The 16,036-nt window shown below is 73.2% G+C and carries 11 protein-coding genes; 8 read left to right on the top strand and 3 right to left on the bottom strand.

The window, feature by feature from the left end:
• The first annotated feature begins 148 nt into the window (after positions 1-148).
• From IEY37_RS03520 to IEY37_RS03510, 3 genes are all read left to right on the top strand, one after another.
• A complete protein-coding gene (locus IEY37_RS03520) occupies positions 149-1,336 on the top strand; it encodes a CE1 family esterase (RefSeq protein ID WP_188940041.1) in 1,188 nt (395 codons plus the stop codon).
• Positions 1,337-1,575: 239 nt separating this feature from the next.
• Positions 1,576-1,779: a hypothetical protein gene (locus IEY37_RS03515; RefSeq protein ID WP_188940040.1), complete on the top strand. Its 204-nt coding sequence runs from the start codon at positions 1,576-1,578 to the stop codon at positions 1,777-1,779.
• Between the two features lie 428 nt (positions 1,780-2,207).
• Positions 2,208-3,428 (top strand): MFS transporter, encoded by a 1,221-nt coding sequence (locus tag IEY37_RS03510; RefSeq protein WP_188940039.1) that lies wholly within the window; start codon positions 2,208-2,210, stop codon positions 3,426-3,428.
• Positions 3,429-3,546: 118 nt separating this feature from the next.
• Here IEY37_RS03510 and IEY37_RS03505 read toward each other — a convergent pair whose 3' ends face one another.
• A complete protein-coding gene (locus tag IEY37_RS03505; protein ID WP_188940038.1) occupies positions 3,547-3,990 on the bottom strand; it encodes an OsmC family peroxiredoxin in 444 nt (147 codons plus the stop codon).
• Between the two features lie 104 nt (positions 3,991-4,094).
• Between IEY37_RS03505 and IEY37_RS03500 the strand changes: the two genes are divergently transcribed.
• The 3 genes from IEY37_RS03500 to IEY37_RS03490 all read left to right on the top strand — a co-directional run bounded on the left by IEY37_RS03500 (position 4,095) and on the right by IEY37_RS03490 (position 8,435).
• Entirely contained in the window at positions 4,095-4,601 is a 507-nt protein-coding gene (locus IEY37_RS03500; RefSeq protein ID WP_188940037.1) for a MarR family winged helix-turn-helix transcriptional regulator, read from the top strand.
• Positions 4,602-4,700: 99 nt separating this feature from the next.
• A complete protein-coding gene (locus tag IEY37_RS03495) occupies positions 4,701-5,138 on the top strand; it encodes a DUF1810 domain-containing protein (protein ID WP_188940036.1) in 438 nt (145 codons plus the stop codon).
• 420 nt (positions 5,139-5,558) lie between these two features.
• Positions 5,559-8,435, top strand: a complete 2,877-nt coding sequence (locus IEY37_RS03490) for a glycoside hydrolase family 2 TIM barrel-domain containing protein (protein ID WP_188940035.1) — start codon at positions 5,559-5,561, stop codon at positions 8,433-8,435.
• A 26-nt stretch (positions 8,436-8,461) separates the two neighbouring features.
• On the opposite strand, the gene IEY37_RS03485 is transcribed toward IEY37_RS03490, so the two are convergent.
• Positions 8,462-10,183, bottom strand: coding sequence for a glycoside hydrolase family 13 protein (locus IEY37_RS03485; RefSeq protein WP_188940034.1), 1,722 nt, complete (start codon positions 10,181-10,183; stop codon positions 8,462-8,464).
• A gap of 371 nt (positions 10,184-10,554) precedes the next feature.
• Here IEY37_RS03485 and IEY37_RS03480 point away from each other — a divergent pair, with 371 nt between their 5' ends.
• Positions 10,555-12,069, top strand: a complete 1,515-nt coding sequence (locus IEY37_RS03480; RefSeq protein WP_188940033.1) for a diguanylate cyclase — start codon at positions 10,555-10,557, stop codon at positions 12,067-12,069.
• A gap of 76 nt (positions 12,070-12,145) precedes the next feature.
• Here IEY37_RS03480 and IEY37_RS03475 read toward each other — a convergent pair whose 3' ends face one another.
• On the bottom strand, positions 12,146-12,367 hold the full coding sequence (locus IEY37_RS03475) for a hypothetical protein (protein ID WP_188940032.1): 222 nt from the start codon (positions 12,365-12,367) through the stop codon (positions 12,146-12,148).
• A gap of 524 nt (positions 12,368-12,891) precedes the next feature.
• Between IEY37_RS03475 and IEY37_RS03470 the strand changes: the two genes are divergently transcribed.
• A complete protein-coding gene (locus IEY37_RS03470; RefSeq protein ID WP_188940031.1) occupies positions 12,892-15,942 on the top strand; it encodes a S8 family peptidase in 3,051 nt (1,016 codons plus the stop codon).
• Positions 15,943-16,036 lie beyond the last annotated feature (94 nt).

The raw sequence follows: 16,036 nt of genomic DNA, 5'->3' as shown, positions 1-16,036 counted from the left end.
GTCCCGGTACGGCTGTCGGTGGTGGAGGCCGACGATCGATCCCGGCGGCACGCGAGAAGCGACGCAGGCGGCGCGATATCGCCAAGGCATTCGAGGGCACAGGAGCGGCCGAACACGTCGTCGCGGCGTCTGCGACCGAGTTGCTGTCGTGGACGGATTGCCCGACGGGCCGAGTTCACAGCGTCCGGCCTGCACGCGTGAGCCTTTCGTTACCTCACGGCCGGATCGCGGCACCGAGCGGAAATGTGGGATACCTACCGTCGAAGTTCATGGCCCTCATCGACACTGCAGCCGCGAGCGCGCTCGTGCCGGGCGGGCAGACAGCGAGCGCGCCCGCCCTGTCCGCGGCAATGCGACGGTGAACCGGCTGTCGTCCCTGTGGGTGCTCGTCCTGGCGGTGGCCTGCTCGGCCGCGTGCACCTCGGTCGTCGAGGGCAGTGCGCGCGCGCCGTCCGGCGCTCTCGGTGTCACGGCCGCGGACGTCACGCCGCATCCGTCCGGGCCGTCGACCAGCTCCGCTGCGAACACGGTCGGCTCGAGCACGCCGACGCGCGTCGTGACCCTCCGCACCTCGGACGGCACCCGCTCGGCGATCGTCCACCATCCCCGCTCCGCGCGGAAGGGTGCCCCGCTCGTCGTCATGCTCCATCCGGCGGCCACCACCGCACTCGACGCGGAGGCGGCATTCGGCTTCGACGCACTCGCGGACCGAGCGGGGTTCGTCGTCGTGTATCCGGAGGGAACGCTTCCGAGCTACCAGAACACCTGGAACGGCGGGCGGTGCTGCGCGCCGGCCAGCGAGCTGGGGACCGACGACGTCGGTTTCCTGCACGCGTTGGTCCAGGCCCTGCGGAGCACAGACGGTCTCGGATCGCAGGTGTACGCCGTCGGGTTCTCCAACGGCGGGATCCTGGCGTACGCCTGGGCCTGTCTGCGACCCGGCGATCTGAGCGGGGTCGGGGTGGTGGCCGCGGCGGTGATGGTCGACTGCGCCGACCCGGGGCCGGTGACGGTGGTGGCGATCCACGGCACGGCGGACACGAGCATCCCGGCGGCTGGGGTCACGACGGACACCGGCGTCCGCTTTCCGTCGGTGGACCAGTCGCTGGCACCGTTTCGGACGGCGGATCGCTGCATCGGCGTCGGACACGCGGGCGCCGCCGGCGACGCCCGGATACAGAAGTGGGACTGCGCCGAAGGGCGGCGGGTCGTGAAGACGGTGATCACCGGGCTCGGCCACTCCTGGCCGGGCGCGGGCGCGGGCGCGGGGACCCGCAGCGTGGCAGACGATGCGACCGGCTACCTCTGGGCGCAACTGCGTCGTGCGACGTCCTGAGGCGCCAGGCAGACGCAGAAGCACGGTGGTGATCGGCCGGTCGGGAGCCTGTCGTCCTCACGATCCGGCCGCAGCGCCGGTGAGTCGATCTTTACCTGACTGTCGCGGTCGACGACCACCCTGGTAACCCGCACATCCGACGCTGGTCACGGTGACCCACCTGGGTCATCCCAGTCGGCCGTACCGAACGGAAGGATTTGTCCATGGCCAACCCCCACCGAAGCACTCTGATCCGGAGGGTGTCCCTCTCGATGGCCGCTGCGGCGGTCGCGGGTTCCGCACTCGTCGCCGGCTCGCCGATCGCTGGAGCCGCTCCGGCCCCGGCGAAGACCGTCACGTCGCTGCTGAACGACCCGGCGGCGCTGCTGGCGGTGAAGGACGCTGCGGCGTCCGGGTACGCCGTTCCGGCCAAGCTGGCGGCCAACTGCGGCGCGTTGCAGTAGCAGGACACCGCCGGCCATGACGTCCGACCGGCGGTCGAATGCTGTGCAACACCAGTGATCGAGGGCATCACCGGGACGCACTCGCGGTCCGAGCCGCCGGTTCCGGTGGCATACCAGCGGAACCGGCGGTCGTCGTACCGACCACGCGCCTGGAGCCGATCCTGGTCGGTCTTCGTCCACCGACGTCCACGCTCGCCGAACCGCTGCCGGCAGGGCGTCGACCCACCACTGGTGCGACGGACGACCGGTGACTCCCACGTCGAGGTTTGCATCGCCACGACTCGAGGCGTGCCGCGGTCGGCGTCCACGACGCGCGACCCGGGAGCGGGTGAGCGGACGCCGGACGCTGCCGACCCGCACCGCCGGACGACATCCGTGGCCGCCGGGCGCAGCGCGGGACCCCGGAAGCCTGGGGCTAGCGTGTCCGGGTGAGCAGGGAGAGCGGCACCGTGGATCTGTCGGGAGTGCGTCCGGCAAGCCGGCACAGCCTCCTGGTGACGTACCTGTTCACCGCGGTCATGGTCTCCACGACGCTGCCGACCCCGCTGTACGCGATCTACTCGGCCCGCCTGTCGCTGTCGCCGCTGACCGTCACGGTGATCTACGCGGTGTACGCGGTCGGGGTGCTGGGCACTCTGCAGGTGTTCGGCCGGCTCTCCGACCACGTCGGCCGCCGGGCCGTAGTGCTCGCGGCGATCGCCTTCTCCGCGCTGTCCGGGCTGGTCTTCGTCACCACCGACAGCCTGGTCTGGCTCTTCGTGGGGCGGTTCATCTCCGGCATCTCGGCCGGCCTGGTCACCGGGGCGGCGACGGCCTACATCGGGGAGCTGGAAGCACCGCGTGGCGAGCGCAGCCGCGCCGGGGTCCTGGCCACCGTCGCCAACATGGGCGGCCTCGGCTTGGGGCCGCTGATCGCCGGGGTGCTGGCGGACCACGCGCCCGACCCGACGGTCGTCCCATACCTGGCCGGGATGGCGCTCCTGCTGCCGGTGGTGCTGCTGCCGCTGTTCCGCACGCCCGAGACGGTCGGCGAGCGGGACGGCGTCCGGGCCGGCATCAGCCTGCAGCGGGTCGGCGTGCCGGCACAGATCCGCACACCGTTCCTGGCCGCCGCGATCGCCGGGCTGGCGTCGTTCGCGCTGCTCGGCTTCACCACGGCGCTCGCCGGTCAGGTGCTCGCCGTCGGCCTGCACGACCGGAGCCACCAGACGGCCGGCGTGGTCGCGTTCCTCTTGTTCGCCGCGGCCGCCGCGGCGCAGGTGGCCGCCGGCCGGCTGTCCGAGCGGACCGGCACGATCGTCGGCCTGTCGGCGCTGCCCGTCGGGACGGTCGTCATCGTCGTCGCGGTCGCCGCGTCGTCGCTGCCCGTGCTGATTGTGGGGGTGCTGGTGGGTGGCGTCGGCGTTGGGTTCGCCTTCCGGGCCAGCCTGGCCACCGTGGCCGGGATCGCCCCGCCCGAGCGCCGCGGCGAGGTGATCAGCGCCTTCTTCATCGCCGCCTACATCGGGCTGACCATCCCGGTGGTGGCCGCCGGAGTCCTCGTCACCACGACGTCCCTGCTCACCGCCGCAGTGGCGCTGGCGGTCTTCATCGCCGTGCTGGCCGCAGGAGCTGCGGTCATCGCGCTACGCCGGCGGCCGGCGGGCTGACGGGCCGCCGCCGGCCGGGAGACGCCGGCGGCGCAGACGGGACGGCGGCCCGGACCGCGAGGGACGATCCGGACCGCCGTGTCTGTGGCCCGGCTCGCGAGGAGCCGGGCGGGCCTGCTCAGGATTCGAGCTGGGCGTCCAGGGTGATCTCCACGCCGGCCAGTGCCTTGCTCACCGGGCAACCGGCCTTGGCCGCCTGCGCAGCGGCCTGGAAGGCGTCGGCGTCGAGGCCGTCGACCTCGGCGCGCACGGTGAGCGTGATCCCGGTTAGCTTGAAGCCGGAATCGGCGCGGTCCGGGCCGAGGCTGACGTCGGCGCGCACCTCGATGGACTGCGGGGTGCCGCCGGCCTGGCCGATCAGCGCGGACAGCTGCATGGCGTAGCAGGACGAGTGCGCCGCCGCGATGAGCTCCTCGGGGCTGGTGGTCCCGTCCGCGTCATCGGCGGCCCGCTTCGGGAAGGACACGAAGTACGTGCCGACGCCCGAGCTGGTCAACTCGACCTGTCCCGAACCCTGCTCCAGGGTGCCGTTCCAGGCGGTGCGGGCAGTACGCGTGGGCATGAGGTGCTCCTCTGCGTCGGGGCGCCGTCGGCGCCGGTGAGTTACATTGTGCACAAGTGACCTGTACGCGAGTTGATTCCGCGAGCCGAGGGGAGACAAATCACATGCTCGACGCCGCACGGCCGCTCGCGCTGCCCGAGATGGTGTGCTTCGACCTCGCCGCGACCTCCAGGACGTTGACCGCGCTGTACCGCGAGCTGCTCGACGACCTGGGGCTGACCTACCCGCAGTACTTGGTGCTCGTCGTGCTGTGGCGGGAGGGTCGCTGCACGATCGGCGAGCTGCGGGACCGGCTGCGCCTGGACTACGGGACGATGACGCCGCTGCTGCGTCGGCTGGAAAACGCGGGTCTGCTGACCCGCACCCGGCGGACCGACGACGAGCGGTCGGTCCTCGTCGAGCTCACCGTGGCGGGCCGCGAGCTGGAGCCGCGCGCCGCCGGGGTTGCCCGCGAGGTGGGCCACGCGCTGGGGCTCACCGCCACGGAGGCGGCCGCGCTGCAGCAGACGCTGCGGACGGTCGCCGACTCCGTGCACCGCCGGACAGCCGAGCTGGCCGCGCGGCGCACGGAGTCGGCGGCACGGGGCGACCGGGCGACCCGGCAGCGCTGAGCCGCACGAGCATGCGACGCCCCCCGGGCCCGGCCGGGCGCGGGAGGCGGCCAGGATGGAGGGCCGGGGACGTCCCGCCCTGCCGACCGTGGAGGTGCCATGCCCGAGGACCCGTTCGACCTGCCGCGCTTCGTCGATGCCCAGGACGCCGGCGGCACGTATCGGCAGGCGCTGGCGGAGCTTGAGCGGGGCCGCAAGAGCAGCCACTGGATGTGGTTCGTCTTCCCGCAGCTGGCCGGACTGGGGCAGAGTGCGATGTCCCGGCGCTACGCGATCGCGTCGCTGGACGAGGCCCGCGCCTACCTGGCGCACCCGGTGCTCGGTGCGCGACTGCGGGAGTGCCTGGCCGTCCTGGCCCGGACGGAGGGGCGGTCGGCGGTGGACGTCTTCGGGTCGATCGACGCGCAGAAGCTGCAGTCGTCGGTCACCTTGTTCCTGCGGGCCGCGCCCGACGAGGAGGACCTGCAGCGGGTCCTGGACCGGTACTTCGGCGGGCGTCCGGACCAGGGCACCGACCGGCTGCTCGACCGGGCCTGAACCGGAACCGCGGGCGGCGGGTCGGGGCCGCCGCCCGCGGTGTTCAGGGGCGTCGTCCGCCGGACGGCGCGGGGTCGGGGTCCCACGCCGCCCGGCTGACGGGCTGCCAGCCGGGCGGCGGCTCCGGGTCGGGGTCCTTTACCGCTCGACCGGCTGACAGGAACGAGTCTCGCCGGGCCCGCCCGCCCGGCCGGTCGGTCGATCGGAGGATGCGCCGGGGGAACCAGGACCTCCGCCGACCGTCGGAACGCCCGCCCGCCGTACGGGGGACGGGCGCTCCGCCGACCGCAGGACGCGTCGCCCACGCGCCAGGGAGCGCGAGAATGCCGGACCGACGGCTACCATCCCGCGTTGTCAACAATTGACGACGCTCGGACTCGGCACGAAGCTGCGGTCCGTCCGGCGCGAGCGGAGGCGACGGTGACGGTGGGCCGAGCAGGCACCGGGACGACGGCGGTGGGTGGCTGGACCATCGCCGCCGACCCGGACGACACCGGCGTCGCCGAGCGCTGGTTCGAGACCCCGCCCGCGACCGCGGTGCCGATCGCCGTGCCCGGTCCGCTGCAGGCCGCGTTCCCCGGCCAGCACGGGCTGTTCTGGTACTGGGCGACCGTCGCCGTCCCGCCGCGCGCGGATGGGTACGTCCCGGTGCTCGTCCTCGACGCCGTCGGCCACCAGGCCCACGTCTGGTGGGACGGGGAACGGCTGCCCGGAGTCGCGATCGGCCCGCGCACCGAGTTCCGCCTCGCCGGTGAATCGGGCGGCCGGACCGTGCCCGTCGCGATCCGGGTGCTCAACCCGACCGGCCGGCGGATCGACGGCGTGGTGCTCGCCGACACCGCGTCGTCCAACGCCTCCGACGAGGACGCCTACCAGCCCGGGCGCATGTACAACTACGGCGGCCTGCTGGGACCGGTACGCCTGGTGCACCGGCCGCTGGTCGACATTGCCGACGTACTGGTCGATCCGGATCCGTCCTCCGGCAGCGTCCGGGTGCAGGTCGAGGTCCGCAACGACACCGGCGGCCCCGTCACTGCACGGTGTTCCGCGGTCGTCGGGGAGCGCGACGGGGTCCTCGACCGGTCGTCCGGCCTCGTCGACGTCGGGCCGGGCGCCGTTGTGACGGTCGGACTGGACCTGCAGGTGCCGGACCCGGAGCCGTGGTCGCCGGACCGGCCGCGGCTGTACGACGTCCGCGTGCGGCTGGCTGCCGACGGCGCCAGGATCGTGCATCCGGGCGCGGAGCGCCTGCTGCGCACCGGTTTCCGCTCGTTCCGGATCGACGACCGCGGCCGGTTCGAGTTGAACGGCCAGCCGCTGTTCGTCCGCAGCACGCACACCGGCAACCACGTGCCGCCGGGCCTCCCGCCGGAACGCGCTGCCGCGCTGTTGCGTCAGGACCTGCTGCACGCCAAAGCCGTCGGCCTGAACATGGTGCGCTTCATCGCCTCCCTGGCCACCCCGGAGCAGCTCGACCTGTGCGACGAGATCGGGCTGCTGGTCTACGCCGAGAGCCGCGCGTCGTGGCCGCACGGCACCGACCCCGTCCTGCGGGAGGTGTTCGACCGGGAGTGGGACACGGTGCTGCGCCGGGATCGGAACCACCCGTGCGTCGTGGTCTGGGGGCTGCTGAACGAGACCCGGGACGGCACCGTCTTCCGGCACGCCGCCGGGTCGCTGCCCGCACTCCGCGGGCTCGACCCGACCCGGCTCGTCCTGCTCGGCAGCGGTCGCTGGGACGGCGACCTGTCCGTCGGGTCGTACAGCAACCCCGGCGGCACCAACTGGGAGACCGGCTGGGGCGCCGAGGACGTCGCCGCCGAGCGGCCATCCGATCCGTCGGCCGAGATCCGGGGTGGCTACGTCCCCCGGGTGGGCGACCGGCACTACTACCCGCGGGTGCCCCACGATCGGTCCGAGGCCGACCTGCTGCGCACCATGGGCCAGGACGGCCCGGGCCCGGTGTTCCTGTCCGAGTACGGCGTCGGCAGCCTGCTGCATCTGGAGCTCGAGGACGCCGAACTGCGCGAGCTCGGCATCGACCCCCGGCTCGCGGAACCCGCGCTGATCGCCGACATGCGCCGCCGGTACCACGAGGACTTCGAGCGCTGGGAGCTGGACAGGGTTCTCGCGTCGCCCCGGGACCTGTTCGACGAGAGCCAGCGGCTCTCCGCGCGCTGGCGGAACCAAAGCATCGGCCTGCTGCGGGCCAACCCCCGGATCGTCGGCCACAACGTCACCGGCATGCTGGACCACGCGGTCAGCGGCGAGGGACTGTGGACGTTCGCCGGCCGACACCTCAAGCCCGGCATGGTCGACGCCCTGCGGGACGCGCTGGCACCGGTGCGGTGGTGCCTCGTCCCGTCCGCGTGGCACCAGATCGTCGGCGCTCCCGCGCACATCGACGTGGTGCTGGCCACCGAACGGCCGCAACCGGCCGGACAGCACCGCGTAGGCCTCACCCTGTCCGGACCGCGCGGGCCGGTGCACCGGACGTGGCTGGAGTGCGCCGTGCCGCCGGAGCAGGCGTTCGCCGTCCCGCTCGGCCGGGTGGACATCCCGGTGGACCTGCCGGCCGGCAGCTACACCGTGGTGGCCGACTGCGCGACACTCCCGGTCCCCGCCGGCCGCACGGTGACGATCCACCGCAGCAACCCGTGCCCGGCGCCGAGGATCCCCGGGCTGATCACCGCCGGCCTGGACGCCGGCGTCGAGAGCTGGCTGCACGCCGGCGATCCGGACGTCCGGCCCTCGGCGCACCCGGACCTGCCCCGGGCACTCGTGGAGCGGCAGCGGCCGGGCCTGGTGCTGCTCGGCCACGACGCCGCGCTCCCCGCGCCGGATCGCGCCCGGCTACTCGATGCCGTCCGCTCCGGTAGCCGCGTGGTGGTCCTGGCGCAGGGCTCGCTGTCGGCCGGCGTGACCGCGCTGCTGGCGGATCTCGGCACTCCCTGGACGTACGAGCCGGTGCACGACTGGCTGTACCACGGCGAGGTCGTCACGCTGCCGCACCCGGTGTTCGACCGCGAGGAACGGCTGGGCGTCCTGGACTGGAACCGGTACGAGGAGCTGGCCCCCCGCGGGCTGCTGCGCGCGGCCGCCACGCCGGACGAGCGCGCCGCGGTGTACCTGGCTGCCGGGATGCCGGTGCCGGGCGGCTACCGGTCGGGCGAGATCCTCGCCGGCTGGGCGGTCGGCGCGGGTTCGGTCCTGGCGACCACTTTCCGGTTCGACCGGGTCGGCAGCGCGCCCGCGCAGCAGCGGCTGCTCGCGGCGCTGCTGCGGCACGCCGCCTGACCCGGCGGCCCCGGACCCGGGTGCCGTCAGCCCACCGGCACCCGGCGCAGCACCCGTGCCTCCCACGGCTGCGCGGTGCTGCCCTGCTCGCCGGGGACGGTGGAGAGCACCGTCGACGCGCCGGGCCACCGTGCCTCCGGCGGGAGCTCGACCTCCTGCCCGCTGAGGTTGACGACGACGAGCAACTCGTCCTCAGGCGAGGTGCGGGTGAACACCCACAGCTGTGGGTGGTCCGGCAGCTGCAACCGGTACCGGCCGTCGGTGATCACCGGCAACTCGTGCCGCAGCCGGATCAGCTCCCGGTAGTGGGCCAGGACGGAGTCCGGGTCGACCCGGGCCGCCGCGACGTTGACCTGCGCGGCGTTCGGATTGACCGGCAGCCACGGCACCGCGGTGCTGAATCCGGCGGACGGACCGTCGTCCCACTGCATCGGTGTCCGGGCGTTGTCCCGGCCCATTTCCCGGATCGCGGCCATCGTCGCCTCCTCCGTCTCGCCGAGCGCGGCGGCGTAGACGGAGTAGTTCAGCGACTGGATGTCCCGCAGGTCGGTCAGCACGGCGAACGGGTAGTTCGTCATGCCGATCTCCTCGCCCTGGTACACGTACGGCGTGCCGCGCTGCAGGTGCAGCGCCGTGGCGAACGCCTTGGCCGACCGCACCCGGTACTCGCCGTCGTCGCCCCAGCGGGAGACCACCCTGGGCTGGTCGTGGTTGTTGAAGTACAGGCTGTTCCAGCCGACGTCGGCCAGGCCGTCCTGCCAGCGGGTCATGACGGCCTTGAGCTGCACCAGGTCGAACGGCAGCTTGTCGAAGGCGTTGCGGCCGTTGTCGAACCGGATGTGCTCGAACGTGAAGACCATGTCCAGCTCGCCGCGGTCCGCCCCGGTGAACAGCTGCGCCTCTTCGACGGTGACGCCGCTGGTCTCCCCGACGGTGATCAGCCGCGCCCCGTAGGGGGCGAGGGCCTCCCGGTGCATCTCCTGGACGAACTCGTGCACCCGCGGCCCGTTGACGTACTCGCTGCGGGCCCGGACGTACGGCTCACCGGCGACCGGCGGCACGTCCCGCAGCGGCATCCGCTTGGAGATCTTGTTGATGACGTCCATCCGGAAACCGTCGACTCCGCGGTCGAGCCACCAGCGCATCATCGCGTACAGCGCCTGCCGGACCTCGGGGTTCTCCCAGTTCAGGTCCGGCTGCTTGCGGGAGTAGAGGTGCAGGTAGTACTCGCCCGTCCCGGGGTGGAACTGCCACGCCGGCTCCAGGAACTCCGACAGCCAGTTCGTGGGCTCGGCGCCCGGCTCGCCGCCGACGTGTCCGGGGCGGGGCGGCGCCCAGTGGTACCAGTCCCGGCGGGGTGCGTCGACGGCGGACGCGGAGTCGACGAACCACGGGTGCTCGTCCGAGGTGTGGTTGGCGACCAGGTCCAGCACGACCTTCAGCCCCCGCCGGTGCGCCTCGCGCAGGAGCTCGTCGAAGATCTCCAGGGTCCCGAAGCGGGGTTCGACGTCCTGGTAGTCGCTGATGTCGTAGCCGCCGTCGTCCCACGGCGTGGGGTAGATCGGCGACAGCCACAGCACGTCGATCCCCAGGTCGACCAGGTGGTCGAGGTGGTCGATGACGCCGCGCAGATCGCCGAAGCCGTCCCCGTCCGCGTCGGCGAAGCTGGCCGGGTAGACCTGGTAGACGACGGCACGGCGCCACCACGGCGACGCGGCGTCCGGCTGGTCCTGCACAGGGGCGTCCATGCGGCGGCACGCTAGCCCCGGTGCGCCGCGCTGCCGACGCCGGCCGAACTCACGGATCAGACACTAGATCCGACTCTGTCGTCGGAGATCACCCGGCGGTGACCGCCACGCGCGACGTTGTTCGCGCCACGTCGACCGAGAGCCCGTAGCCGGTGGGCCATGGGTCCGGGGTTCCGCCGTTCGGCCCTGCCGGCTATCCCCGGTCGGGCTACGACGCCGCGATGGCCGACGCCGGGACATGGGATATTGGCACGGACCGGCACGGCGCCCGGATCGGGACGGTGCGCGTCCGTCCGGTCGGGCGCGGCGTGCTGCCACGGACGCGCGACGCGGACCGGACCGGACCGACCGAGGACGAGAGGGGAGTGACGGTGTCGCTGCCCGACCGGCCTGTCGGCACCCCGTCCTGGACGGTCCTGCACCGGCTGATCACGACCATCCACGGCCAGCCCAGCGTGCTGGACACCGTCCAAGCGGTGGCGGACGGGGTCGTCACCGACACCGGGTTTGGGGTCGCGGTCATCAGCGTGCTGCGCAGCGACGACGAGCTGGAGACCGTCGCCGTCGCCGGCAGCGAGTCGGCCCGCGCCGAGCTGCTCGGGGTCCGGCGCACCCGCGCGCACTACGAGGAGGAGTTCGCGGCGGCCGAACCGTGGGGTCGGCTGCTGTTCGTCCCGCACGACCGGGCCACCTCGCTGGAGCCGGGCTGGGTCCCGGACATCCCGGTGTCCGACGACGCCGCGGCCTGGCACCCGATGGACGCCCTCTTCGCGCCGCTGCGGTCGCCGTCCGGCGAGCTGGTCGGCGTGCTGTCGGTCGACCTGCCGGTCGACGGGCGGCGGCCCGGGCGCGAGCAGCGGGAGCTGCTCGAGGTGCTGGCCGTGCAGGCCGGCATCGCCATCGACAACGCCCGCCTCACCGAGCGGCTGCGGCTGCGCGAAGAACTGTTCCGGTTGGCCTTCGACGGCGCCGGCACCGGCATCGCCATCCTCGGCGCGACGGGCGACGGCGCCGGCCGGTACCAGCGGGTCAACCGCGCCTTCCTGGACATCGTCGGCCGCCCGGCGGAGCACGTGCTCGGTCGCCGGCCGGACGACCTGACGCACCCGGAGGACCGCGAGGAGCCCGAGCCCGACCAGGACCGGCCCGTGCGCGGGGTCGGCCCCGTCACCGCGGACGGACGGGACGGCGCTGCCGCCGGCGACGGGGACGCCATCGCGCTCGCGCCTCCCGGTCCGGGGGACCGGGAGGTGGTCGAGTCCGAGCGCCGGTACCTGCGGGCCGACGGCACGCCGGTGTGGGTGTCGGTGACCCAGACGGTGGTCCGGTCCGACGACGGTGCGCTGCGCTACCTGGTGCACCAGATCGACGACATCAGCCGCCGGCGGGCCCAGCAGGAGGACCTGCACCACCGGGCCCACCACGACGCGCTGACCGACCTGCCCAACCGCTCGTCGCTGTGGGACCGGCTGGTGCGTGCGGTCGAGGTGGCTGAGGCGACCGAGCGGGACGGGCTGATGCTGCTGGTCGACCTCGACCAGTTCAAGACGATCAACGACCGTCACGGCCACCTGGCGGGGGACCGGGTGCTGACCGCGGTGGCGCAGCGGTTGCAGGGCGCCCTGCGGGCGGCCGACATGGTGGGCCGGCTGGGTGGTGACGAGTTCGTGGTCATCGCGGACGGCATTGACGGCGAGGACGCCCGGCAGCTGGCCGACCGGGTGCGTGCCGCCGTCGCCGTGCCGGTCACGGTCGGGGACGCCACGGTGATGGTCACCGCCAGCGTGGGCAGCGCCGTCATCCCGGCGGTGGGTGCGGATCCCGGCGTGCTGATGCGGACGGCCGACGAGGCCATGTACCGGGACAAGGGTGCGGCAGCCGGCTGACGACGAGCGGCCCGCCGGGTGCCCGTCGTGACGCAGCGACAGGGTCTCGCCGAACGGGTGATTCTCGGCGGTGCGGTTACCGCTCGATCGGGTCGACGGCCTGCACGACGAGTGGCGTGCCCTGCTGGCGGTAGGAACGGATGCCGGCCTGCAGCTCGCCGCGGACCCGGAGTGGAACACCGACCGGCACGGTGAGGCCGCCGGTCACCACGAGCGACAGCAGGCGCCCGGTGCCGGTTTCGCGCAGCACCAGCCCGCGGCCCTCCACGGCCGCCTCGGCGATGCCGCTGACCTGCACCGATCGAGGTGGTGGCGGCGCGGCGGGCTCGGTCCGGAGCGCGCGGCGGGCCCGGCTCACCGCGTCGCCCGGTCGCGCTCCGGAACCGCCGTCGGCTCGGTCGGAGGGGCTCTCCGAGGGTGATCCTGCCGCGGAGGTGTCCGCCATGACCGTCGCTCCCGTCCACTTCGTCCGGAACACCGGCCGTCGACCGGATCCCGGACCAGCATGCCGTCCCGCCCGGCCGGTCGTCGCACGCCGCTGCGGACCCGTCGGGTTCCCCCGTATTGGCGTCTTGCCGACGCCTCCGCGATGTGCCGTCGCGCCGCCGCGACGGCAAACGGGACGGCTGCCGACCCACCCCGGGGTTGCTCCGGCACGGGGCGATGGTGAGGATGCCTACAGGGTCGTCCCACGGGATTCACATGTCCCGCCCAGGGCACCCGCCCGTGCCCACGCACCGGCCGCCATACAGGCCGGTGCCACCGGCCGCCGTCGGCGCCGGCCGGGCCAGGCCTCGGTGCAGTCCAAGAGATGGAGGATGCATGTCGCGTTCGCTGGTGGGCGTGCGGAAGCGGGGGGTGCCGCGGATCGCGGTGGCCGTCCTCGCCGCCGCGGGCCTCGTGGTCTCCGTGGCTCCGGCCGCGTCGGCGCAACCTGTCGCCGCGCCGGCCGCTGCCGGCGAAGGCAGCACTGCCGGTCCGAGCCAGTTCACGGCCGGCCGGTACATCGTCACCCTGCAGAAGGCGCCGATCGCCGCCTACGAGGGCGGTGTCGCGAAGATCCCGGCCACCAAGCCGACCGCCGGTCGCAAGGTGCAGGTGCAGAGCGCCGCCGCCCGCCGGTACCAGCAGGTCCTCTCGCACGACCAGGCGTCCGTCGCGGCGTCGGTCGGCGCGAAGCCGACCAGCCACTACTCGGTGGCCCTCAACGGCTTCGCCGCGGAGCTGACCGCCAAGCAGGCGCAGAAGCTGGCCGCCACCCCGGGCGTGGTCGCGGTCACCAAGGACGCCCTGCAGACCATCCAGGACGACCGGGTCGACTACGACTACTGGAAGCTCGCCGGCAGCACCGGCGTCTGGGACAGCCTCGGCGGCATCGCCAAGGCCGGCAAGGGCGTCGTCATCGGCGTCATCGACACCGGCATCTGGCCCGAGGCGGCCTCGTTCGCCGGCGCCAAGCTGGGGACCCAGCCCTCCGCGTCGGACCCGTACCGCGCGTACCGGGTCGGCGACCAGATCGTCCAGAAGAAGGCCAACGGGGACACCTTCACCGGTGCCTGCGAGGTCGGCGAGAACTGGACCGCGAACCTGTGCAACACCAAGCTCATCAGCGCCCGCTACTTCGGCGACTCGTTCCTGGCCGCCAACCCGGTCAACCTCTTGGTCCCGGACGAGAGCGTCTCGCCGCGGGACGGTGACGGGCACGGCACGCACACCGCGTCGACCGCCGGCGGCAACTACGGCGTGACGGCCACCGTCGAGGGCCGGAACTTCGGCAAGATCTCGGGCGTCGCCCCGGGCGCGTCGATCGCCGCCTACAAGGTCCTCTGGGACTGCGTCTCGCCCTGCACCTCGGGTGGTCTGGACTCCGACATCGTCTCGGCCGTCGACCAGGCCGTGACCGACGGCGTCGACGTCATCAACTACTCCGTCGGCGGGACCTCGGAGTCCGGCCCGGGTGACCCCGTGCAGCTGGCCTTTTTGACTGCGGCGTCCGCCGGGATCTTCGTCTCGGCCGCAGGGGGCAACTCCGGCCCGGGTGCCTCCACGCTGGACAACACCAGCCCGTGGATCACCACGGTCGCGGCCAGCACCATGAAGCCGTACGAGGGCACCGTGGTGCTCGGCAACGGCAAGAAGTACGTCGGCGCCAGCACCACCGTCACGGCGACCGTCGGCCCCAAGCCGCTGATCGCCGGGCAGTCCGCGGCGGCGGCCGGGCAGACCACGGCCGTCGCGGCGCTCTGCGGCCCCAACTCGCTCGACCCGGCCAAGGTCGCCGGCAAGATCGTCGAGTGCGACCGCGGCGTGTACGACCGGGTCGCCAAGTCGGCCGAGGTCAAGCGTGCCGGCGGTGCCGGCATGATCCTCGCCAACCTGGCGTCCAACTCCACGGACGCCGACCTGCACTCGGTGCCGACCGTGCACATCGACGTCCCGGGTGGTCCGGAGGTCAAGGCGTACGCCCTGACCGCGGGCGCCACCGCGTCGCTGGTCCCGGGCAACACCACCGGCATCAAGACGGCGTACCCGCAGATCGCCGCGTTCTCCTCGCGCGGCCCGTCGCTCGCCTCCGCGGGCAACCTGCTCAAGCCGGACGTCTCCGCCCCCGGCGTCGGCGTCCTCGCCGCCACCGCTCCGGTCGAGGAGCAGCAGGGCCGGAGCTTCAACTTCCTGTCCGGCACCTCGATGGCCACCCCGCACATCGCGGGCCTGGCCGCGCTGTACAAGGCCAAGAACCCGACCTGGGGTCCGATGGCCATCAAGTCGGCGCTGATGACGACCGCACGCAACACGCGCGCGGCCGACGGTTCGGGCGTCACCGACCCGTTCGCCCAGGGCGCCGGCGAGGCGGTCCCGACCCGGATGTTCAACCCGGGCCTGATCTACAACTCCGGTGACGACGACTGGCTGGGCTACCTCGAAGGCCTGGGCTACGACACCGGCACCGGGGCTCCGGCGATCGACCCGAGCGACTACAACACCCCGTCGATCGCGATCGGTGCCCTGCTGGGCAGCCAGAAGATCACCCGCCGGGTGACCGCCGTGACGCCGGGCCTGTACCGCGCCCAGATCTCGGTCCCGGGCTTCACCGCCAAGGTGACGCCGTCGATCCTGACCTTCAGCAAGGCCGGGCAGACCCGTCCCTTCACGGTCACCCTGACCCGCACGACGGCCAAGGTCGGCAAGTACGCCACCGGGTTCCTGACGTGGACCGGCAACAACAACACCGTCCGGTCGCCCATCGCGATCCAGCCGGTCGCGGTCCGCAACACCACCCCGGAGGTCTCCGTCACCGGCACCGCCGGCTCGGCCTCCTGGACCGTGCAGTCGGGTGTCTCCGGTGCCTTCCCGATCCAGGCCTTCGGCCTGGCCAGGGCCAAGGTCACCGCGGGCAGCGTCGCCGCCGACGGTGAGAACACCTACCCGCTGACGGTCGCCGCCGGCACCAAGGTGGTCCGGTTCGCCGCCGTGGGTCCGGACGACAGCTCGGGCGCCGACATCGACCTGTACGTGTACCGGATCGTCAACGGTGCGGCCACGCTGGTCGGGGTCTCGGGCACCAGCTCCGCCCGCGAAGCGGTCACCCTGGTCGCCCCGGCGGCCGGTGACTACATCGCGGCGGTCGACGGGTTCGCCAACGCCCCCGGCACCACCAGCACCGCGTACCAGTTCCGCAGCTACGCCGTGGGCACGACCGGGAACACCGGGACGTTCACGGTGAGCCCGGCCAACTCCACGGTCCGGGTGCAGCAGAGCGTGCCGGTCACCGCGTCCTTCAGCGGGGCCAGCACCTCGACGCCGGCGCTGGGCTGGGTGCAGTACCTGGACGGCAGCGGCACCATCGTCAAGGTCAACGCCAGCGGGGAGTGACCCCTCCGCTCGCACACCGTCGGGCCGGCATCCGCAAGGGTGCCGGCCCGACGGCCGTTTCCGGCCCTTCGATCGGTGACGGCGCCCCGGCCGC

Origin of the sequence: Nakamurella endophytica (genome assembly GCF_014646215.1) — a bacterium.
Lineage (GTDB): Bacteria > Actinomycetota > Actinomycetes > Mycobacteriales > Nakamurellaceae > Nakamurella > Nakamurella endophytica.
The sequence above is the reverse complement of the archived record's forward strand: the minus strand, read 5'-3'. Positions and strand labels throughout refer to the sequence as shown.